The following is a 21,492-nucleotide window of genomic DNA, read 5'->3' as shown; positions in this document are numbered from 1 at the left end:
ATGGATGAATGGTTAAAACAAATTAGAATAAAAAAGAATAAACGGGCAATGCCGGTTTTGACATTTCCAGTGATTCAATTATTAAATACATCAGTTGAAAAATTAATTAGTGATAGTAATTTACAAAGTGAAGCCTTAAAATTAATTAATCAGCGTTGTCATCCTTTAGCTATCATGGGATTTATGGATTTATCAGTTGAAGCTGAAGCTTTTGGTGCTAATATTCGTTTTAGTGAAGATGAAGTACCAACGGTTGTTGGTAGTATTATAAAAAGTGAAGAAGATGCAATAAATTTAAAAGTACCTAAGGTAGGTGCTAAAAGAACCCGGATATATCTTGATGCAATGAAAAAAGCTAAACAGGAAATTAAAGATTGTCCAGTATTTGCCGGATGCATTGGTCCTTTTTCCCTAGCTGGAAGATTATTAGGAGTTAGTGAAGCGATGATTTGTTGTTATGATGAACCAGAAATGGTACATCTAGTATTAAAAAAGGCAACTGAGTTTTTAATCAATTATCTTCAAGCTTATAAAGATCTAGGTATCGATGGGGTATTCATGGCAGAACCGTTAGCTGGTATTTTATCACCTAATTTATGTGATGAATTTTCTAGTCGCTATGTTAAAGAAATTGTTTCAGCTTTAGATGATGATAGTTTCCTTGTTGCTTATCATAATTGTGGTAATAATACTTTAAAAATGGTAGATACGATTTTATCAACTGGCTGTCGTCTTTATCATTTTGGCAATGCCATTTCAATTGAACAAATGTTAAAACTAATGCCTAAAGATGTTATGGTAATGGGAAATATTGATCCGGTTAGTTTAAAAGATGCTAGTAAAGAAGATGTAATAGCGGCTACTAATGCTTTATTAGAAGCTATTGGTGATGTTGATAATTTTGTTATTTCTTCTGGTTGTGATATTCCGCCTTTTGCTAAATGGGAAAATATTGATGCCTTTATGAAAACGGCTCAAGAGTATTATCAAAAATGAAAACAATATTAGATGTAATTCAAGAAAAAGGACAGTTATTACAAGGTTCTTGTAACGGTCATCAAAAATGCGGTAAATGCAAAATAAAAGTTTTAAATGAAAATTTTCCAGTTACCCCATTAGAGCAAAAAATATTAACGCCTCATGAAATCGCAATGGGAATTAGATTAGCTTGTCTACATGAATATCAAGAGTCAATTAAATATCAAATCTGGCAATCTGATATGAGTATTTTAACGAAGATGTATTTAAAAAATAATGATAATATTATTGAAGATGGTTATGGTTTAATTACTGATATTGGGACAACAACAGTTGTTATGTGCTGGGTTGATTTAAAGACAGGTAAAATAATTGCCACTAGTGCTTTTAAAAATCCCCAAGTAGCTTATGGTAGTGATGTGATTTCTCGAATTGAATTTAGTAAAAAAAATCAAAAGCAATTAACAGAAATCTTACTTTCAAAAATAGAAGCAGTGCTCATTGAAAAAGCCGATATAAAAATTAAACGGATGATAGTTTGTGGTAATACGGTAATGACAAATCTTTTTTTAAACTGTGATGTTTCTAGTCTAGGACATGTTCCTTTTAAGATTCCGATAAAAAAGACCCAGATTATTTCATCAAAACAAATTTTCAAAAATATTAACCAGCAGTTTTTAGTATATACATTTCCTCATATTGGACCTTTTGTTGGTGGTGATATTGTTGCCGGGGTTTTAGCTTTAGATATTGATAAAGAAAATAATTTGAAAATGCTTATTGATTTAGGTACTAATGGTGAAATTGTTGTTGGTAATAAAGATGGCATGATGGCAACTTCTTCAGCTGCTGGTCCAGCTTTTGAAGGAGTAGGGATTACTTGTGGTGGTCCTAGTATTCCTGGGGCTATTAGTGAGGTTACGATAAAAGATAATAAAGTAACTTATCATACTATTGATAATAAGGCTGCTAAATGTATTTGTGGCAGTGGCTTAATATCATTGTTTGCAAGTTTAAAACGTAATGATATAATTGATGAGCTAGGAAGGTTTAAAAATTCTAAAAAACAATTTAATATAGCTTATAATATTTATATTACTCAAAAAGATATTCAAACCTTCCAATTAGCTAAAGCAGCGATTCAAGCCGGTGTAAAAGCATTATTAGATGAAAATGGCAATGTTGATCAAATTTATATTTCTGGAGGCTTTGGCAGCCATCTTCAAGTTAAAGATTTAGTAGAGTTAAAAATATTACCGCCAGGGGTTAATGTTGAGTGTGTTAATAATAGTGCTTTAAGTGGCGCCTATACCTTGTTACGTCATCAGGATTTAAAAAGATTAGATCATATTGTAGATGCTTGTAAAAATATTAATTTGGCTGAATATCCAGATTTTGATGATTATTTAATTGATGGTTTATATTTTTGAAATATAAAGTTATTTCCTGTGCGATTTTTCAGCCATATATTGAATATTTGACATTTGACAAGGAACAATATGTATTTACCTTTTTAGAAATTTCACAACATAATCAACCTAAAAAATTAGCTAAAGCGATTCAATTAGAAATAGATCGTAGTGATGAAAATGAATTTGATAAGATTATAATATTATATGGTGTTTGTGGTGGGGCATTGACGGCTTTAAAGACTCGTAGCATTCCTTTGGTTGTAATCAAGGTCCATGATTGTATGAGTATTTTGTTAGGATCAAAAGAAAGATTTGAGCGATTAACTGAAAATAATAAATCGATAGGCTGGAGCTGTTATGCTTTAAAAAAGGCAAATTATACTAATGATAGTTTATTAAAATGGCAAAGTTATTATGATGAAGAAACAATTGCTTATTTAAAAGAGATGTTATCAATTGATGTCAGTTATTATATTTCTTTAAATATTCCATTAGATGATGAATATTTGGATAATGAAAAACAGGTACTTACTGGTGATTTGAAATTTTTAGAAGAAATAATTAATTTGAAGTCTAATGAAATAGTAGATGTATATCCAGGTCAAAGAATTGTTTTATCAATTGATGATAGTGTAATTAAAATTGTTTAATATCGGGTAAGGAGAGTATATGAAAAATAGAGTAAAAATATTAGTAGCGTTATTAGTAGCTATTGTTGTTTTTAGTGGAATTGGAATTTATTTTTATCAAAGAGGCAATAGTGATGTTAAGGAAGTTACAGTAGAAATTATTTCTAAGCGTGATGATTTTAATGAAAAAGAAAACTATAAAACTAATATCGAATATTTAGGTGATTTATTAAAAGAAGAAAATATAGTTACTGACTATGAAGATAGTGAGTATGGTATGTATATTCACGGAGTTAAAAATATGGCAGATGATCCTTCGGCTCAGTACTGGTGGAGTATATCGGTTGATGGTAAAAGTGCTACTCAAGGTGCTGATGCTTTAGTATTAGAAGATGGCAAGACTTATACTTTAGAATTAAAACAGGGCTATTAGATGAAAACTAAAGAACTGGTAACTATTGCTATTTTAGCGGCTTTATTGTACATCGTACAAGTTGCTTTTAGTTTTCTGCCGAATATTGAACTAGTTTCATTGTTGGTTTTGGTTTATACATTAGTGTTTGATAAAATGACATTAAAAATAATCGCTGTTTTTATTATTTTAGAAGGAGTCCAATGGGGCTTTGGTTTATGGTGGTGGAGTTATATCTATGTTTGGCCAATTCTTTATTTTGTAGTAAGGTGGTTAAAAAAATTTATTCGTATTGATGATAGTATTTCCTGGGCAGTGGTTTTAGGTTTTTATGGCTTGTTTTTTGGGATGTTGTTTTCATTAGCGTATATTTTGATTTCGCCATCATATGCATTTACTTATTGGGTATCAGGAATCTTGTTTGATGTAATTCACTGCATTGGTAATTTTTGTTTATGTTTAATTGCATATAAGCCCTTATATGCAATTTTAAAACGATTTAGATAATTAAGATTGTAATTAGTTTTATTACAATCTTTTTTTATGAAAAATGATGATTTTATCGATATTTTTTGGAATATATATTGATATCTATGAACATTATGATATACTATAAGTAGAAGAAATAATATAAATAATTTAAATAATAAAATAGAAATGAGGGATTGGATATGGGATGTTTTGATTGAAAAATTAGTTAGATAATAAAAAATAGGAATATTAAATAATTGAATGATTATTTAATATTGAAAGGAGCTAATCTTATGAAACGCGAAGCATTGAATCAAATAAATAAATTTGTTGATTTTCATCCAAGTCCTAGAATTAAGATTAATATTTGTTTAGAGGGAAATGAAAAAGAAGATAGTGATAATTTGATTTTTGGTAAAAAGATCGTATTAGATCATAATAGTAAACATCAAGAAATTGATTATAGTGATGTTAGTGAAATTCGTTTATCAATGTGTAGTCGTATTTATAATCAAGGAGTTATTGAATATAATCCGGCTAAGTGGTTTGTAAAAATCTGGCAAACTGGGGCTGTTGGAACAGTAATGGTTCATATTCAATATTATTTGGATTTTGATATTGTTTTAAAAGATAATATCTTAAAATTTGAAAATACATGTATATATGATAGTTTGCCGATTATTAGATTTTTAAAAGACAAGGGTGTAGTTGTTAATGATCCATATCAAATTGAAAACATCTTAACAAAGTATCCTGATGCAATGAAATTAGTTAACTTTTTAAATGAAGCTTTTCCAAAAATGGCTAAAAAATATGGCTTAGATAATCCAAGAGGGGTGGAAGCAATTAAATAAGTTAGCTATTAAAAACAAAAAAAACAAGTAAGAATAAATGATGTTTTGATTAAGTTTTGCTTAAGAAAAAACATCATTTTTTACGTTTTTGTTAAAATGATAAAGTGTTTGTAAACTTAATTGACTCCCTTTTTTTACGGGGTAAAATAATTGGCGTACTAGATGTACGACAATTTAATAGGTAATTAAGGAAAAAGGGGATTCAAGATGAACGAGAAATTGAAAAAACGATTTATTGTTTCTTTAGCTACTATTTCATCGTTAGCTAGTTTGACAGTTGTACCTACATTCGCCTTTGGTGAATATCCAGGTAATGATGGTACTAGTAATCTAAATAATGGAATTACAGCTACAACTGAATATCAAAACTGGTATGATAACCAATGGAATAACAATGAAGAAAAAGATACTGGTAAAATTGTTTTAACACCAGGAAGCAAACCTACTGATTTAAATTTTGCCTGGTATTCACAAACAAAAGGAACTCCAAAAGTAAAAATGTCTATGAGTTCTGATATGTCTAATGCATATGAAGTGACTGGAACTGCTACAGATATCAATAAAACTAATGGTTTTAATGATTATAAAGCAAGTAATAAAGTATCAGTTACTGATTATTTACAAGAAAACACTACATACTATTATCAATATACTGTTGATGGTAACTGGAGTACTGTTTACACTTATCAAACACACAGCTTTACTGATTTTAAAGCCGTATTAGTTGGAGACCCACAAATTGGAGCTTCAAGTAGTACTGGTCAAGGAACAGAAGATGATGAAAGTATTGCAATTAATACTTATGCATGGAATAAGACATTAACAACAGCTTTAGGTGAAAATGGGATTGCTGAAAATGCCAGCTTTATTTTATCAGCTGGAGATCAAATCGATTATTCATCATACGGTTCAAATGGTGAAGGTGAATTAATTCGTGAACAAGAATATGCCGGATTCTTATATCCAAGCGTTTTAAGAAGTGTTCCGCTAGCAACAACTATTGGTAACCATGAATCACAAGTTGATGATTATAGTTATCATTATAATAATCCTAATGCTAGTGAATTAGGGAAAACTGAATCTGGTGGTGATTATTATTATAGCTATGGTGATACATTATTCATTAGTTTAAATAGTAATAGCCGTAATGTTGAACAACACCGTGAATTAATGCAAGAAGCCATTGCAAGTCATGAAGATGCTAAATGGAAAGTAGTATTATTCCACCATGATATTTATGGTTCAGGTTCTCCACATAGTGATGTTGATGGGGCTAACTTAAGAATTTTATTTGCACCTTTAATGGATGAATTTGGTATTGATTTATGTTTAACAGGACATGATCACTCTTATGCTCGTACTTTCCAAATTTTAGATGGTAAAGTAATTGAAACTGATGGTGTTGGTACAGATACAAGTTCTGCTTATAATCCTGAAGGAACTTTATATATTGCAGCTGGTTCAGCTTCAGGAAGTAAATTCTATACATTAAATACAACTAAACAATATTATATTGCTGAACGTTCTAATACACCTATTCCAACTTTTTCAACAATCGATTTTAGTGGTGATTCATTAACAATTAAAACTTATGATTATGATGGTAATAAATATGCTAATGATGTAACTCTAACAAAAGATGGTAATGCAACTTCAATTGTTGAAACTAAAAAGGATGTCGAAGCAATTGATACAACTACTGTTACTAGTGGTTCTAAAACAAGAATTGATGAAGCATTAAATAATGTTAATACCGTTTTAGATTCACGTGATGACTTGGAAGCTGTAAATACATTAAGTGGTGCTTATGATTCATCTATCAATGGTAATAATGCAAATGATCCATTAAATTATTACGCTTATGCTCAAGGTGAGTATAAAGATCCTAATTCACAAGCTTTAATTCAAGGATTCTCTACATTATTAGATAAAACATTATATGAAAATGATACTAACACTGCAGTAAGTAAAGAAGCAATCAGTGATGCCTACAACAAATTAGTAACAGCTAAAAATGAAGTAGTAACTAAAGATGAATTTACTGCATTAAAAAATCAATTTACAGCAGCTCAAGATCAAATTGCTAATGCTGTAGTTGGTAATAAAAAAGGTGAATATTCTAAAGATATCGTTGATGCATACGCTAAAGTAGTAAATACTTTAAAAGGTAATTTAAATGAAGCAACTATTACTAAAACAGAGTTGACTAATTTACAAGAAGAATTAACAGCTACTGTAAATGAATTTGCTTCAAAAGCTAACGCTAATGATTTAACTGATAAACCAGTAACACCTACTACACCAGGTGATGATACATCTAAACCAGCTGTTTCAACTGGAAATAAAACTAATAGTAGTGTAAAAACAGGTGATGATTTACAAGCAGGTGTACCACTAATGGCAGCAATCGTATCATTATTAGGAATTGCTGGTGCTAGAATTCTTAAAAGAAAAAGAATTGAAGAATAATAAAATTTAATCAACAAGGCAGCTTGTTCTGCCTTGTTTTATATATCAATAGGAGGTAGTAATGAAATTAATTCAAAAATTTAAACAAATGAGTAAAAAGGAAAAAATAGGTCATGTTTGTGTTTATGTGGCTATTATCTTATTCCTGGTTTTTTTATACTTTTTTAATAGCAGCATTGATAAAACACCATTACTTGATGAAAGCAGCGACGAATTTGCAAGAGCACGAGTAGTAGAAATAATTGAAGAAAACCGTGATAGCGAAGGTAATCAAGTTGGTACCCAGGTTGTTAATGTAGAAATTTTATCTGGTGAATACGAAGGTGAAATTGTTCAAACTACTAATATTGATAGTTATTTATATGGGGCTGATTGCAAAGTTGGAACAAGAGTGATCGTTCAATTAAGTGAGTATGATGGTAGCCTTAGCGCTAGTGTCTATAATTATGATCGAACGAATACTTTAATTTTGATGGTAGCTTTATTTTTGTTTTTATTAATATTAATTGGTAAACAAAAAGGATTAACATCAGCGTTTGGTTTAGTTTTCACATTTATTTGTATTATTTTCTTATATATTCCAATGATGTATATTGGTTTTTCACCGTTTTTTAGTGCGGTATTAGTAGTAATTTTAACGACGATGGTAATAATGTATTTTATTGGTGGTTTTTCAATGAAAACATTATGTTCAATATTAGGAACAATTGTGGGAGTTGTAATTGCTGGAGTTTTTGCTAGTTTATTTGGGGCTATGAGCCATATTAATGGGTTTAACGTTGATGATATTGAAACATTGATTTATATTGGTCAAAATAGTCATTTAGATATTAGTGGTTTATTATTTTCAGGAATATTAATTGCTTCGCTAGGAGCGGTTATTGATACTGCAATGTCAATTGCTACAACTATTGAGGAAATCAAATATCGTCGTCCTGATATTTCAGCTAAAGAATTATTAAAAAGTGGGATCAAAATCGGTGGCGATATGATGGGAACGATGTCAAATACTTTGATTTTAGCATTTACTGGTGGTTCTTTAAGTACGTTAGTTGTTTTCTATGCTTATGATATGCCATTTTTACAAATGTTTAATTCATATAGTATTGGCATCGAAATTATTCAAGGTATTTCTGGTTCGCTAGGAGTTATTTTAACGGTACCATTTGTTTCAATTATTTCAGCATTTTTAATGACAAGAAAAAAAGTTAGTTTAAATAATGAGTTAAAATAGAAAAATACTGCCATAATATATAAAAAAGCTACCGGAAAAACCGGTAGCTAAATTTGCAATAACTATTTTTTCAAAGCAAAATGATGTCCTGGTTTAATGAAATCTAATAATTGAAGTTCTTCTTCTTTGATAGTGGCAACTAAGTTACGTTCACCATCATTTGGGATTTCAGTTAAAACGATTTCTAATTCACCACGATAGTGTGCTAAATTATCATTTACGATTAATACGTCACCACGAGTGAATACTTTTTTATCACAGTCATGATGAGGAATATTTTTATCTACAACAGTTTGATTAGAAGATAAACCAAAGTCTTGAACAGACGCTTTTTCTTTAAATTTAACTCTTGGCATACTAGATCTTAACATGAATGATGAATGATCATAACGATCCCAATGAGGTCCAAATTCATACATGATCATTTGTTCGTTAGCAGTGATTTCTGGAACTTCATCAACACGCATTTCAATTGCTTGGAAGTTGATTTTTGATAAAGCTTCTAATTCTTCATCAGTAGCTGGATAATTACCAATTAAGATATCATCAACATTACCAGCAGCAAGCATTAAACGAGCTTGTAAATCAATTGGTAAACCGCGCATGATTTCTACAGTTGGTAAACCGCAGAATACTTGCCAAGGACCAATTGTATTTTCATTGTTGCTTGAAACAAATGCGGCTGTGTGTAAGTTTAACTCTTTCCAGTATCTGTTGTATTCTTGGAATAAGTCAAAATCTAAACCAGTATAACGTTCTGGGAAGAAGTTGTGGCACATAATGATTTGTTCACGGTTACCACCATTTTTGATTAATAGTTCAACTCCAGAATCCATACTAGCATTGAATTCAATTTTAATATTGTCTTGGTTACGAGTAAGCTGGATATCACCTTGTGTCCCAAAATTTCCATCCATTCTGATAATATCTAGTCCTAAATCAACAAATGGTTTTAAATTATCAGGAGTAGCACCGATTAATTTAAATACTTCTGGATTAGTATCAGCAGCTACTTCAAATCCTAATTCATGAGCTTTTGTCATGAATTCTTTAAATTCCACCAAATAACTTTCGCGCTTATCTTCAGGGATTGATAAGAAACAAGTAAAGATTCTTTTAAACCCTAATTTAGCGGCTTTTTCCATGTACGCGTATACCTCTTCTTTTGGTGATTTATCAGGGTATACTGAAATTCCTAATTTATGCATTTCGTTTTCCTCCTTAATAATATCATTATAAAACTATTTAATGATTTTGTCTTGTATTTTATATAAAAATAATTGATAATATACAAAGATAGGTTGGTGAAAAGATGAATCTAAGTATAATAATGTCATTTGTTGTTACAATGGTCATTTCCGCTATCCTAGTTCCTATTGTTATGAAAGCAGGGGCCCAGCTTGGAATTGTAGCTCATAAAAATGAAAGAACAGTTCATAAAGTAGACGTCCCCCGAATAGGCGGTTATGCAATATATATAAGTTCATTAATTGGATCGGTTATTTTTTTAAAAACAGATCCGCAGATCAATGCTATTTTAATTGCTGGCTTTTTAGTTTTTTTCGTTGGGTTATTAGACGATGTTTATGATCTATCACCGAAAACTAAATTAATAGTTGAAATAGCAGCTGCTTTGATTGTTATTGTTCATGGTAATATTTATTTAAAAGGTTTTGATAATCTGCCTAGCAATTTAGTTCCAGTTATTCCTGGAATTATTACTGTTATATGGATCGTGGGAATTACGAATGCGATTAATTTAATAGATGGTTTAGATGGCTTATCTTCAGGTATATCAATTATTGTCTTGTTTACAATTTCGATGACTTCATATACTAGTGGTCGAACTGATATTGCCTCACTATCATTATTATTAGCCGGTGCTATTATGGGCTTTTTGTTTTATAATTTCCATCCAGCTAAAGTTTTTTTAGGGGATTGTGGTTCTTTATATATCGGTTTTATGATTTCGGTAATTTCATTACTAGGATTTGGTTACAATGTTTCTACGTTTTTTACTTTAGGGGCACCGATCGTTGTATTAATGGTGCCAATTATGGATACATTGATAGCAATAGTTCGTCGTAAAGTTCATCATAAAAAGTTCAGTGAAGCCGACCGAGCGCATTTACATCATAATTTAATGTTTAAATTAAAATTAGGACATCGTAAAAGTGTTTTAGTTTTATATGGGGTTACTTTTTTATTTTCATTAACATCATATATTTATTATTATGATTCAGCTTTAGGAACCCTGATGTTTATTATTTTAATGTTTATTTTTGAATTATTTATCGAAATGACTAATATGGTTAGTCGAAAATATAAACCAGTATTAACGATTATTAATATTTTCTTAAAAAGCGATAATTTACCTAAGATTAAACATCTAGAACGTTATCGAGCTAAAAGAAGCGAACGTAGAAAAATATTTGATCGTTTTATGGTTATTATTTGTTTAGGTGCGGTTATTTTTGCAGTAAGTACATATTTCTATCCTAGTACTACAATTGAAAATCCAGCCCAGTATGTTGCTACACCATATAGTCAAAGTGATTCTAATGAAATATTGAGTGATATTTATAATCGTTTAGATCGTGCTTTTCAAAGTGGTTTAAGCAGTGAAGAGTGTCAGTTAGCAGCATCATATTTTGCAGTTGATTATTTTACGTTAAATGATAAAGAAGAAAATCAAGTAGGTGGTATTGATTATATTTATCCTAGTTTGCAAAGTGAATTTAATTCATTTGCGTTGAAATCATTTTATTTATATCGGGATACTTATCCGAATTTAGAAGTAACTAATTATGAAATTATTTCTTATTCACCTTCAAAAGTTGTAATTGAAGGATTAGAGGATAATGATTATTATAATGTATTGATTTCTTTAGAATATAATGTTGAAGATCAGCAGCTTCCTACAAGTGCTAATATCGTCATGGTTTATGATAGTAATCGTTATTATGTGGTAGGTGTTGATAATGCTTAAGTATTGTTGTAATAAAGAAATTGATAAAGAATTACTTGATTTTAGAAAACGACAAGTTTGTTATAACGGGATTGAAGGAGTTATAATAAATGAAGAATATTTGATAGAAGATATGCAAATACCACCGGGATTTGATGAAACTAGTCATTATATTTATCGGATATATTATAATGATTTAATGATTGGATTGATTGATTATCAAACTGGTTATCGTTATTCAATGCTTCATGATGATGATAATATTTGGATTGGGTTGTTTTTGGTCGATGAAAACTATCAAAGAAAAGGTTTAGGAACAAAAATTATTAATCAATTTATAGAAAAGTGGCAAAGTCAATATAAGTCTATTCAACTAGCATGTATTAAAGATAATCAAAAAGGATTAGCTTTTTGGCACAGTTTAGGATTTGAAAAAATTGGTTGCAGTAAGTATCGCGATTTAGATGTTATTGTTTTACAACGAAATTTATAATTATAAAACACCTCGTATGTTAAATAAGAGGTGTTTTTGACTAGATTTTAAAATATTTATAAAATGCTTTGGCAATACCATCGTTATCAACACTATCAGTAATATCATCACTAATTGCTTTAATTTCATCAATGGCATTGCCCATTGCAATACCATGACCAACAAGCTGAAGCATTTCTTTATCATTGATACCATCACCAAAAGCATAACTGTTTTCTTTTGGAATACCTAATTTTTCAAACATGTATTTACATGCAGTTCCTTTAGTAAAGCCTTTTTTATAAACGTCCATTCGAATTAGTCCGGTATAATAAGGTACTATTGTAAAATCTTCTTTTAATTCATCATAACAAGCTTGTAATTGTTCGATTGTTTTAAATAATACACAACATGATATTGCTTCAACATCTTCAATTTCAAATTTTTCAATTAAATTAGCAGGACGAGCGCTGGTTCCTGAGAACATTTCACGATGATTAATTACCATTGGATCATCTGGGCAAGCACACCAGGATAGTTCATGACCACCAAACATACTTTTGCCATCGTATTTTTTATAAGCAGCCATTTGTTTAGCTATTTCATCTTTAGTAAAAATATCATCGATCAATACTTGATTATTAAAAATAATATAATGGCCATCATTGAAAATATAGCCATCAAAATCAATGTCCTGGATACTACTAGGAACACTTCCTCTAGCCGTAGCTACAACAATATAATTTTTTTGTTGTTTAAATTCATTTAAAACGCGCATTGTCTCACTAGTTGGGTGTATAATATTATTAGGAACATTGATCATTGTACCATCAATATCAAAAAAAGCAATTTTTTTCATTTGGTTTCTCCTTATAGTAGCTACTACTTTTGATAATTATTATAACAAAAATTTAAATACAATGATGATAGTTTCCTGATTTTGAAATAACCATTAGTTAAGCTATTGTAGTACTTTAAATTAATGCATTTAATTAAAAAGAGTGAAGAGGTAATGAAGGAAGTTAAAAATGATTGATGTCAGCGAACAAAGTAATCAGTAAATCATTGTTTTTTGAAAAAAAATATGTTATTATGTTTTAGCAATGTATCAAAGTATCTATTAGGAGGCATATTATGTTTGAAACTGTTTTAAATGGAATATTAGTTGCTGTATCGATAGCACTTATTATATTATGTTTATTACAAAGTGGTAAGTCTGATGGAATTGTTAATGCTTTAACAGGACAAAGTTCAAATTTATTTGCTCATCAAAAAGAAAGAGGAGCGGAATTGATTTTAACAAGAGTTACTGCTGGATTAGCGATTGTATTCTTTGTAATTGCAATCATTTTACGAATGTCATAATTAATAGGGCTAAGGTCCTATTTTTATTTTCAAGAAAGGAGGAGGTGAAACTATGAAAGAGGAAATATTAGCTTTATTGAAGGATAATAGTTATTTAGAGCGTTCGATAGACTTAATTGCTGCTAAATTGAATTATCAAAGCAGTGAACAGTTCGTTAAACTGGTAAAAACATTAAATGAACTTGAAGATGAAGGTTTAGTAGTTCGTAATAAGTATAATCATTATTATTTACCTAATCAATTTGGTATGGTATTAGGAACATTGACCCTTAATAAACAAGGATATGGTTTTGTAACTGTTGAAAATCAGGAAAAAGATATTTTTATTCCACAAAGTGGTTTGAAAGATGCCTTTAATAAAGATACTGTTTTAGTTGAGATAACTAAAAGTGGTGATGATAAAAAACCTGAAGGAACGATTGTAAAAGTCGTTAGTCGTGGTCAAACCAGATTTGTTGGTGAAGTTAAAAAAGGAAAACGAGAATGCTATGTTGAAGTAGATGATCGTTTATTTAAAAATCCTATTTTTGTTGATCATGCTCATTTACATGGAGCAGTAGTAGGAAATAAAGTTGTTGTTGAAATTAAAGTTTATAAACCATATTTAAAAGGTGATATTGTCAAAGTTCTAGGACATCGAAATGATCCGGGAATTGATGTTTTATCAGTAGTTTATGAACATGATGCACCAGTAGAATTTCCACAAGTTGTTTTTGATCAAATCAGTGATATTAAAGATAGCGTTACTGCAGATGATTTAGATGGTCGCGTGGATTTAAGAAATGAAGTTATCGTAACTATTGACGGTGAAGATGCAAAAGACTTAGATGATGCTATTTCATTAAAGAAATTAGATAATGGTAATTATTATTTAGGGGTGCATATTGCCGATGTTTCTTATTATGTTGGTGAGGGTACACCTTTAGATAAAGAAGCATTTGCAAGAGGAACATCAATATATTTGGTTGACCGAGTTATTCCAATGTTACCGCATAAATTATCTAATGGTATTTGTTCTTTAAATCCTCATGTAGATCGTCTAACTATTTCTTGTTTTATGGAAGTGGATTCTGAAGGAAAAGTTGTTGATCATGAAATTGTACCATCAGTTATTAACTCAACAGAGCGTATGACTTATACTAATGTAAATCGTATTTTAGCTAATGATCAAGCTATGCAATTACAATATAGTCATGTTAAAGATTTGTTTTTCTTGATGGAAGAATTAGCATCGATATTACAAAAGAAGCGTTTTAAACGTGGTGCAATAGATTTTGATGCTAAGGAAGCTAAAGTAATCGTTGATAATCGTGGTAATCCAATTGATGTTGTATTAAGACAGCGAGGAATTGGTGAACATATTATTGAAGAATTTATGTTGCTGGCTAATGAAACTATTGCTGAACATTTTTATTGGTTAGAGTTACCGTTTTTATATCGGGTTCATGAAAATCCTAAACCAGAAAAATTGTTACAGTTTGCAAATGTTGCTAAAACATTAGGTTATACTATTAAAGGTTCACTTGAAAATGTTTATCCTAATGAATTAAGTGCTATTATAGAAGCAAGTAAAGACACACCAGAGCATACAATTATATCTACTTTATTGCTTAGATGTATGCAAAAGGCTCGTTATGATGAACAATGTTTAGGACATTTTGGTCTAGCTGATGAGTTTTATACGCACTTTACATCACCAATTAGACGTTATCCTGATTTAATTGTCCATCGGATGATTAGAAGATTTATTTTTGAAAATACTGTAGATAAAAAGACTATTCGCTATTATCAAGAACTAATGCCAGAAATCGCTGAACAAACTTCATATCGGGAACGTGAAGCAATTGATATCGAACGCGAAGTTGATGATATGAAAATGGCTGAATACATGGAAAAGCATTTAGGTGAAGAATTTGAAGGAACAATAACTTCAATTACTAATTTTGGTTTCTTTGTAGAACTTGATAATACAATTGATGGTTTAGTTCATGTTACAGATTTAACCGATGATTTTTACTATTATGATGAACGTAACTTACGTTATGTTGGTCAAAGAAGTGGTAAAGTATTTAAGATGTCTGATCGAGTAAAAGTCAGAGTAGCTAGTGCATCTAAAAAAGATCGAACAGTGGATTTTGAAATTGTTGGTATAAAATCTAACAAAAAACCTAGAAAAACTGTTATAATAAATAAGCGAAGTGACAGTGAACGTAAAAAACGACGCAACGATTCATCTCGTCATAGAAAACGACATGAAGAACCAGAATTTGCAAGACGCAATCGTAGTCGTTATAAAGGAAAAAAGAAAGTAAGAAAACGTCGTTAATAAAAAAAGGAGAAATGGCTATGAAAATTATTTCTAATAACAAAAAAGCATATCATGATTATTTTATTTTAGATACATATGAAGCAGGAATTGAACTTAAAGGTACTGAAATTAAATCAGTACGTTTAGGTAACGTCAATTTAAAAGATGCTTTTATCAGAATTAAAGATAATGAAGCTTTTGTAGAAAATATGCACATTTCTCCTTATAGTCATGGCAATCGTTTTAATCATGAGCCAAGACGTAATCGTAAACTTCTTTTACATAAAAAAGAAATTTTAAAAATTTCTAATAAAATAAAAGAAGGAGGCTTGACAGTTGTTCCAACTAAGTTATACTTTAATACAGGCAGTAAAGCCAAATTAGAAATTGCAATAGCTCGTGGTAAAAAACTTTATGATAAACGTCAAGATATTAAAGAACGTGATTCTAAAAGAGAAATCCAGCGAGCTCTTAAGAATTACTAATGGGGATGTCCTGGGTTCGACAGGTATATGTCTGACCTTAGCTGCAGTCGAAGGCATTCGTTAAATGCATCAAAAAAATAACTGGAAACAGACAAACTAATTACGCTTTCGCTTAGTCGACATAGACATGAAAGCTGCCACTGTTTAATGTGCCTATAATTAAATAGCTGGTATCATAACTCATAGGATAGTAGCAGTTATAGCTTAGGTAACTGTTACGAAAATCTTATAAGCTCGTTAGGTGGAAAATTGCTCATTGATTGTAGCCTAATTAAATTTATTCAATGAGATAAACTGTAGACGCTTTGGAGGGATTATGCTTGGACAGGGGTTCGATTCCCCTCATCTCCACCAATAGTTGATTACACTGATGTTATCAGTGTTTTTTTTTAATTTATAAATGTTATAATTATTGTTGAAAAGATAGGATTAAGGATATCCTGTTGTTAATAATGATTATAGCGAAGAAAATATCTGATATGATAATTAATAGAAATTTTTTATAATAGGCAAAAATATTAAAATTTTAGTAGTACAGTTTTATTAACTGTATCTGGAGGTGTTAAAATGGCTGAGAAGGTAAGATGTCCGCTTATGAAAGATCAGGAAATTGATCTTTACACATGTTTTGAAATATATACAGTTGTTGATGGTACTTCTCCAAAATTAATAGCATATAGTGAAATTTTTGATAATGATGATTTCGAAAATATATGCAAACAATGTAAGAATCATAGATTAGATTAATATAAGAGGCAATTTAAAATTGTCTTTTTTGAGTTGGAAGATAATAATAGGAAAGTTTTGTTGTAGTAAAAATATTAGAAATTAAGCTTGGATTTTTAATTAAGAAGCTTACTAAAAGTAATATTGAATCAGTAGTGTCGAATTTTTTGCTAAAAGATAGAAATAAGTTGGTATATAAAAAAAGTTATAATTATGCTATAATGCACTTGCTATTGCACCTCCATTCAATAGGTAAAGGAGGTGAGTTTCTATGGGGGCAATCTTTACGATTTTAACTTCTATCATAGCAGGTGTGATTTGCCATCTTATCTGTAAATGGCTCGATAGAAATAGCAAGCAATAGCAGAGCATAAAAAAAGGAACGTTGCAGCGTTCCTTTTTTCGTTTCTATGGCATCTTTACGATTTTTGCCTATAGATATTATATAGTATGTTCTAGTTAAAATCAAGTATACTTTATTTAGTGTTAACACATATTTTTACATATTTTTTTAAGCTGATTAATTTTTGATAGATGTTGATGTTAGAATAAAAACGGACTAGTTAGTATATGGTACAATGTCATAAGCTTAAATCAAAAATAGGAAAGAGGTATATAACAATAACCAAACCAACATTTGCAGATGAATTTAAATAGGAAGTAATTCAATATGTATTTGATTATCTGATGAATCAAAAATAGCTGTTGCTAAAAAGTACGGTATTGCAAACAATGTAAGAATCATAGATTAGATTAATATAAGAGGCAATTTAAAATTGTCTTTTTTGAGTTGGAAGATAATAATGGATAAGTTTTATTGTAGTAAAAATATTAGAAATTAAGCTTAGATTTTCAATTAAGCAGCTTACTAAAAATAATATTGAATTAGCCTTGTTAGTTGTTTTTATTTTATTATTAACAATTGGTAAGATATAATAATTTTAAGAAATATTTTAATGATTAGGAGTTATGAAAAATGGCATTTAAGATAATTGATAGAGAAAACTGGTCCCGTAAAGAATACTTTGAACATTATTTTTCAAATGTTCCTTGTACATATAGTATGACTACTAAATTAGATATTACAAAAATTATAGAAAGTAAAAAGAAATTATATCCTGCGATGCTTTATTATCTTACAACTATTGTAAATCGTCATGTTGAATTTAGGATTGCTTTTAATAAGGATAATGAATTAGGGGCATATGATGAAATATTGCCTTGTTATACTATATTTCATAAAGATACAGAAACTTTTTCTAATCTTTGGACAGTTTATTGCAAAGATTATGAAGAATTTTATAAAATGTATGAAAACGATCTTCGCCAATATGGTAATCAAAAAGGGATGTTTGGAAAACCTGATGTTCCTGATAATTGTTTTACTGTGTCAATGATACCTTGGGTATCATTTGAAGGATTTAATTTGAATTTACAAAAGGAATATGATTATTTATTGCCTATTTTTACGATGGGAAAGTATTATGAAGAAAATGGAAGAATCTTACTACCTTTAGCAATTCAAGTTCATCATGCTGTTTGTGATGGTTTTCATCTTTGTCGTTTTATAAATGAATTGCAGGAATTAATAAATAGTTAAAGATTTAAGATTGGTTAAATTTTAGAAAATGAATTTATGAATAATGAAAAAATAACTATTTTTAGTAGAGCTAAAGATAGTTATTTTTTATGAGAATTTATTTTTTAAATCCATTTTTTACAATATTAATATAGCCATTTGCTACCAATTTTAGTTGCTCTTTAAATGTTGGGATATTTGTACTATCTAAATTTTGTAATGGTTTTATATAAGTATTTTGTACAATTGACCAATAAGAATCTTTTATTTCTAGATTATATTCCTTTTGCCATTTTCTAAAATTTCTATTTAATATTTTATATAATTCCATTGGATCTTTAGTTTTAAAATAAATATCCATTAAGTTTAAAGAATCATCAATACTTATATCTAAAGATGATAGATAGCTAAATAAATTGGATACTTCACTATTATTCATTAATTGCAAAGAATAAGTATCATAATTTGTATTAATATCAAGATAAACAAAATATAAATTGTAAATACCATAATAGCGACCATCTTCACCTTTAGAGCAACATAATGAAATATTAATCGATTTAATATCTTTAACTGCAATTATATTTTGATCGAATTTTATTTGATCATCTAGATAATATAAACCTATATAACCATTATCTTCTGCATCTTTTTTAGGATTAACTATAGTTACTTTTGTTCTTTTAATATAATCGGTTATTTTATTTTCGATAATTTCAATTTTCTTTTTTTCTTGTTGAAAGTATTCTTGTTTATTTTTTAAGCAATAGCGTATTGATAAATCACCAGATAATATTAATTTAATATCATCAATAGAAATCCCCATTGATCTAAGCGTTAAAATCAATTGTAATAATTCAATATCGTTTTGATTATATTCACGATAATTATTTTTGTTTCTTGTCGGTTTTATCAAGCCTTCTTTTTCATAATAAATTAATGCTTGTTTGGTAATGCCAAGTAACTGTTCAACGTCATGAGTTTTCATATTTATCACTCCTAGGCTTAAATTAAACACTATATGCTAACAATACAGTCAATACTTTTAGATAATAATTTTATATTTTTTATTTATTATACACTTTTTATAGTAGCTATGATTTAAAAATGAATATAGTATAATAAATTAGTAGATAAATTTGATTATGGGATGGATAAAAATATATGAGTAAGCGACCTGAATTTAAAATGATTAAATCTTATGATGAGTTTAAAAAGTATTATTGGTATCGTCAGGAATTATCTAAAATATGTAAAGAGCTTAATATTGATCATACTGGAACAAAACAGGAATTGAATCATAATATTGAAGAATATTTTAAGGGTAATTTAATTAGTAAAAAGAAAAAATATATAGTAAAAAATAGCTGTAAAGAAATCTCTATGGATAGCCCTTTACTAGATTGTAATTTTTCTTTCAACGCTAGATTCAGGCAATTTTTTTCAAAACAAACCGGAATTGAGAATTTTAAATTTACAGCAGATATGGCAACAGCATGGCGTAAAGTGAAACATGAACAAAATCATGATTTTACAATTGGTGATATGCTGGCAATATATTATCATAAATCAGATTATGCAAAATATGATAATTCATCTTGTCAATGGAATACATTTTTAAAAGATTTTTGCAAAGATAAAAGAAATGAGCATTTTAAAAATAAAATGAAAACAGCAGCTATACTTTGGCAAATAGTAAAAGAATCTTCATTACCAAAGATTTATACATATGATTTGGTTTTAAAATATAAAGATAAATTAGATGGTTGAATAAATATTATTTGTTATTGTAGGGGCTAATATAATAAGTATTATTTCTTCTGTTATTGAAAATGTGTTTTTTATTAATTTAAATTCTTGTTTTTTAGTTTCGTTTATATTTAGAGTTTAGTATTAAGTAGTGTAATAATGATATTAATGGGTGGATTTTATAAAGAAATACTAATAAAGAATAATAAAAATTATAGTTAAATATTTAGGAGGATATCATTTATGATTGATTATAAAATAGTATGTTTGATAGATAAACCAGAAATATTAGATCATATGGCAAAGTGGTTTAACAAAAAATGGGGTGTTTCATTAGCTTTATATGAAGAAAGCATGAAAGATTGTTTAAAAAAGTTCGATGCAGTACCTCAATGGTATGTAGCGATTGAAAATAATAGAATTATTGGTGGAGTAGGAGTAATTGAAAATGACTTTCATGATCGAAAAGACCTTGCTCCTAATATTTGTGCCTTGTATGTCGAAGAAGATAAACGGCGCAATGGAATAGCTAGTGCTTTGTTACAATATGTATGTAACGATATGAAAAATAAAGGAATTGATACTTTATATCTTATCACTGACCATGTTGGTTTTTATGAACGCTATGGCTGGGAATTTTTTGGTATGGTTAAAGAAGATGTAAATTCTAATATGATAAGGATGTATATTCATAAATAAATCTATATTTTATAATTTGTCTTATAAAAAAAGAAGGATGTACTTTCATACACTCCTTCTAGTATTTTTATTAACCTTCAAATGTTGGACGAACAACTAAATCTGATACATCAACACCATCTGGTTGAGAAATTGCATATAATACTGCATTAGCAATTGTTTCAGGTTGTAAACCGAATTGTTCATAGAATCCTTCAACCATTCTCTTATGATCATTTTCAGCTACAGTATTTAATAATTCAGTTTTGATTGCTCCAGGATAGATTGTAGTTGTACGAATATTTTTACCTTCCTGGTTAGTTTCTGAATTAAATGATTGTAACATTACTTTTACGAAATGTTTAGTTCCGCAATATACTGCATTACCTGGTACTAATGTAGTTCCAGCTCTTGATGATGTAATAATGACATGTCCAGAATTTTGTTCATAGAATTCAGGAATAACGGCATACATTGAATTTAATACCCCTTTGATATTAATATCAACCATGTTTATCCAACCGTTAATATCTAATTCAGACATGTTACCAGCTGGCATAATTCCAGCATTAGCAAATAATACGTCTACTTTTCCAAATCTTTCTTTAGCTAATTTTACAATAGCTTTCATATCTTCTACATTTGTAACATTTGATTTAAGATATGTAGCACAAGAACCTAATTCACTAGCTAGTTTTTCTAG

General features: G+C 29.1%; 21 protein-coding genes and 1 other RNA gene. 18 read left to right on the top strand and 4 right to left on the bottom strand.

Features of this window, described 5'->3' with window-relative positions; all coding sequences use genetic code 11:
* The 8 genes from B5E92_RS09530 (at position 1) to B5E92_RS09495 (ending at position 8,459) form a co-directional block, all read left to right on the top strand.
* Positions 1-996, top strand: coding sequence for a uroporphyrinogen decarboxylase family protein (locus tag B5E92_RS09530; RefSeq protein ID WP_239406442.1), 996 nt, complete (start codon positions 1-3; stop codon positions 994-996).
* Positions 993-2,408, top strand: a complete 1,416-nt coding sequence (locus B5E92_RS09525) for an ASKHA domain-containing protein (protein WP_087301646.1) — start codon at positions 993-995, stop codon at positions 2,406-2,408. Before B5E92_RS09530 ends, B5E92_RS09525 begins: the two co-directional genes overlap by 4 nt.
* On the top strand, positions 2,405-3,040 hold the full coding sequence (locus B5E92_RS09520; RefSeq protein ID WP_158095214.1) for a DUF1638 domain-containing protein: 636 nt from the start codon (positions 2,405-2,407) through the stop codon (positions 3,038-3,040). Before B5E92_RS09525 ends, B5E92_RS09520 begins: the two co-directional genes overlap by 4 nt.
* A 19-nt stretch (positions 3,041-3,059) precedes the next feature.
* On the top strand, positions 3,060-3,452 hold the full coding sequence (locus B5E92_RS09515) for a DUF4430 domain-containing protein (RefSeq protein ID WP_087301642.1): 393 nt from the start codon (positions 3,060-3,062) through the stop codon (positions 3,450-3,452).
* A complete protein-coding gene (locus B5E92_RS09510) occupies positions 3,453-3,938 on the top strand; it encodes a hypothetical protein (protein ID WP_087301640.1) in 486 nt (161 codons plus the stop codon).
* 257 nt (positions 3,939-4,195) lie between these two features.
* Entirely contained in the window at positions 4,196-4,756 is a 561-nt protein-coding gene (locus B5E92_RS09505; RefSeq protein WP_087301638.1) for a hypothetical protein, read from the top strand.
* Between the two features lie 207 nt (positions 4,757-4,963).
* Positions 4,964-7,225, top strand: coding sequence for a metallophosphoesterase family protein (locus B5E92_RS09500; protein WP_087301637.1), 2,262 nt, complete (start codon positions 4,964-4,966; stop codon positions 7,223-7,225).
* 61 nt (positions 7,226-7,286) lie between these two features.
* Positions 7,287-8,459, top strand: a complete 1,173-nt coding sequence (locus B5E92_RS09495) for a YibE/F family protein (RefSeq protein WP_087301635.1) — start codon at positions 7,287-7,289, stop codon at positions 8,457-8,459.
* A 62-nt stretch (positions 8,460-8,521) separates the two neighbouring features.
* On the opposite strand, the gene B5E92_RS09490 is transcribed toward B5E92_RS09495, so the two are convergent.
* Entirely contained in the window at positions 8,522-9,667 is a 1,146-nt protein-coding gene (locus tag B5E92_RS09490) for a DUF871 domain-containing protein (protein WP_087301633.1), read from the bottom strand.
* A gap of 104 nt (positions 9,668-9,771) precedes the next feature.
* Between B5E92_RS09490 and B5E92_RS09485 the strand changes: the two genes are divergently transcribed.
* Positions 9,772-11,448 (top strand): MraY family glycosyltransferase, encoded by a 1,677-nt coding sequence (locus tag B5E92_RS09485; protein WP_087301631.1) that lies wholly within the window; start codon positions 9,772-9,774, stop codon positions 11,446-11,448.
* Entirely contained in the window at positions 11,441-11,920 is a 480-nt protein-coding gene (locus B5E92_RS09480) for an N-acetyltransferase (protein ID WP_087301629.1), read from the top strand. The genes B5E92_RS09485 and B5E92_RS09480 overlap by 8 nt, the downstream gene beginning before the upstream one ends.
* Positions 11,921-11,960: 40 nt before the next feature.
* Here B5E92_RS09480 and B5E92_RS09475 read toward each other — a convergent pair whose 3' ends face one another.
* Complete coding sequence (locus B5E92_RS09475; RefSeq protein WP_087301627.1) at positions 11,961-12,758, bottom strand: HAD-IIB family hydrolase; 798 nt, start codon at positions 12,756-12,758, stop codon at positions 11,961-11,963.
* A gap of 275 nt (positions 12,759-13,033) precedes the next feature.
* Here B5E92_RS09475 and secG point away from each other — a divergent pair, with 275 nt between their 5' ends.
* From secG to catA, 6 genes are all read left to right on the top strand, one after another.
* Positions 13,034-13,264 (top strand): preprotein translocase subunit SecG, encoded by a 231-nt coding sequence (gene secG / locus B5E92_RS09470; protein WP_087301625.1) that lies wholly within the window; start codon positions 13,034-13,036, stop codon positions 13,262-13,264.
* A 52-nt stretch (positions 13,265-13,316) separates the two neighbouring features.
* Entirely contained in the window at positions 13,317-15,590 is a 2,274-nt protein-coding gene (gene rnr, locus B5E92_RS09465) for a ribonuclease R (protein ID WP_087301623.1), read from the top strand.
* 14 nt (positions 15,591-15,604) lie between these two features.
* Positions 15,605-16,057 (top strand): SsrA-binding protein SmpB, encoded by a 453-nt coding sequence (gene smpB, locus B5E92_RS09460; protein WP_087301621.1) that lies wholly within the window; start codon positions 15,605-15,607, stop codon positions 16,055-16,057.
* A 1-nt stretch (position 16,058) separates the two neighbouring features.
* Positions 16,059-16,411: a transfer-messenger RNA gene (gene ssrA, locus B5E92_RS09455) on the top strand.
* Between the two features lie 213 nt (positions 16,412-16,624).
* Positions 16,625-16,804: a hypothetical protein gene (locus tag B5E92_RS09450; RefSeq protein WP_087301619.1), complete on the top strand. Its 180-nt coding sequence runs from the start codon at positions 16,625-16,627 to the stop codon at positions 16,802-16,804.
* Positions 16,805-17,759: 955 nt separating this feature from the next.
* Positions 17,760-18,383 (top strand): type A chloramphenicol O-acetyltransferase, encoded by a 624-nt coding sequence (catA, locus tag B5E92_RS09445; protein WP_087301617.1) that lies wholly within the window; start codon positions 17,760-17,762, stop codon positions 18,381-18,383.
* Positions 18,384-18,480: 97 nt separating this feature from the next.
* Here the strand turns inward: catA and B5E92_RS09440 are convergent, their stop codons facing one another.
* Positions 18,481-19,350: a MerR family transcriptional regulator gene (locus tag B5E92_RS09440; RefSeq protein WP_087301615.1), complete on the bottom strand. Its 870-nt coding sequence runs from the start codon at positions 19,348-19,350 to the stop codon at positions 18,481-18,483.
* Positions 19,351-19,526: 176 nt separating this feature from the next.
* Between B5E92_RS09440 and B5E92_RS09435 the strand changes: the two genes are divergently transcribed.
* The gene (locus B5E92_RS09435; protein WP_087301613.1) at positions 19,527-20,132 is read left to right on the top strand and encodes an SAP domain-containing protein; all 606 of its coding nucleotides are present in this window, start codon (positions 19,527-19,529) and stop codon (positions 20,130-20,132) included.
* Positions 20,133-20,354: 222 nt separating this feature from the next.
* A complete protein-coding gene (locus B5E92_RS09430; protein WP_087301611.1) occupies positions 20,355-20,810 on the top strand; it encodes a GNAT family N-acetyltransferase in 456 nt (151 codons plus the stop codon).
* A gap of 70 nt (positions 20,811-20,880) precedes the next feature.
* Here B5E92_RS09430 and B5E92_RS09425 read toward each other — a convergent pair.
* Positions 20,881-21,492 (bottom strand): SDR family oxidoreductase (locus B5E92_RS09425; protein ID WP_087301681.1); only part of this gene is annotated, 612 nt, incomplete at its 5' end.

This window comes from Erysipelatoclostridium sp. An15 (assembly GCF_002160675.1).
GTDB lineage: Bacteria > Bacillota_I > Bacilli_A > Erysipelotrichales > Coprobacillaceae > Thomasclavelia > Thomasclavelia merdavium.
This window is presented reverse-complemented; position numbering and strand designations above follow the sequence as displayed.

Excerpts from the sequence above, each read along its gene's own strand:
- B5E92_RS09480 (WP_087301629.1), top strand. The coding sequence starts at position 11,441 with ATGCTTAAGTATTGTTGTAATAAAGAAATTGATAAAGAATTACTTGAT.
- B5E92_RS09515 (WP_087301642.1), top strand. The coding sequence starts at position 3,060 with ATGAAAAATAGAGTAAAAATATTAGTAGCGTTATTAGTAGCTATTGTT.
- B5E92_RS09525 (WP_087301646.1), top strand. The coding sequence starts at position 993 with ATGAAAACAATATTAGATGTAATTCAAGAAAAAGGACAGTTATTACAA.
- B5E92_RS09450 (WP_087301619.1), top strand. The coding sequence starts at position 16,625 with ATGGCTGAGAAGGTAAGATGTCCGCTTATGAAAGATCAGGAAATTGAT.
- B5E92_RS09430 (WP_087301611.1), top strand. The coding sequence starts at position 20,355 with ATGATTGATTATAAAATAGTATGTTTGATAGATAAACCAGAAATATTA.
- catA (WP_087301617.1), top strand. The coding sequence starts at position 17,760 with ATGGCATTTAAGATAATTGATAGAGAAAACTGGTCCCGTAAAGAATAC.
- B5E92_RS09530 (WP_239406442.1), top strand. The coding sequence starts at position 1 with ATGGATGAATGGTTAAAACAAATTAGAATAAAAAAGAATAAACGGGCA.
- B5E92_RS09435 (WP_087301613.1), top strand. The coding sequence starts at position 19,527 with ATGAGTAAGCGACCTGAATTTAAAATGATTAAATCTTATGATGAGTTT.
- rnr (WP_087301623.1), top strand. The coding sequence starts at position 13,317 with ATGAAAGAGGAAATATTAGCTTTATTGAAGGATAATAGTTATTTAGAG.
- B5E92_RS09475 (WP_087301627.1), bottom strand. The coding sequence starts at position 12,758 with ATGAAAAAAATTGCTTTTTTTGATATTGATGGTACAATGATCAATGTT.
- B5E92_RS09440 (WP_087301615.1), bottom strand. The coding sequence starts at position 19,350 with ATGAAAACTCATGACGTTGAACAGTTACTTGGCATTACCAAACAAGCA.
- B5E92_RS09495 (WP_087301635.1), top strand. The coding sequence starts at position 7,287 with ATGAAATTAATTCAAAAATTTAAACAAATGAGTAAAAAGGAAAAAATA.
- secG (WP_087301625.1), top strand. The coding sequence starts at position 13,034 with ATGTTTGAAACTGTTTTAAATGGAATATTAGTTGCTGTATCGATAGCA.
- B5E92_RS09490 (WP_087301633.1), bottom strand. The coding sequence starts at position 9,667 with ATGCATAAATTAGGAATTTCAGTATACCCTGATAAATCACCAAAAGAA.
- B5E92_RS09500 (WP_087301637.1), top strand. The coding sequence starts at position 4,964 with ATGAACGAGAAATTGAAAAAACGATTTATTGTTTCTTTAGCTACTATT.
- B5E92_RS09510 (WP_087301640.1), top strand. The coding sequence starts at position 3,453 with ATGAAAACTAAAGAACTGGTAACTATTGCTATTTTAGCGGCTTTATTG.
- B5E92_RS09505 (WP_087301638.1), top strand. The coding sequence starts at position 4,196 with ATGAAACGCGAAGCATTGAATCAAATAAATAAATTTGTTGATTTTCAT.
- B5E92_RS09485 (WP_087301631.1), top strand. The coding sequence starts at position 9,772 with ATGAATCTAAGTATAATAATGTCATTTGTTGTTACAATGGTCATTTCC.
- smpB (WP_087301621.1), top strand. The coding sequence starts at position 15,605 with ATGGCTATGAAAATTATTTCTAATAACAAAAAAGCATATCATGATTAT.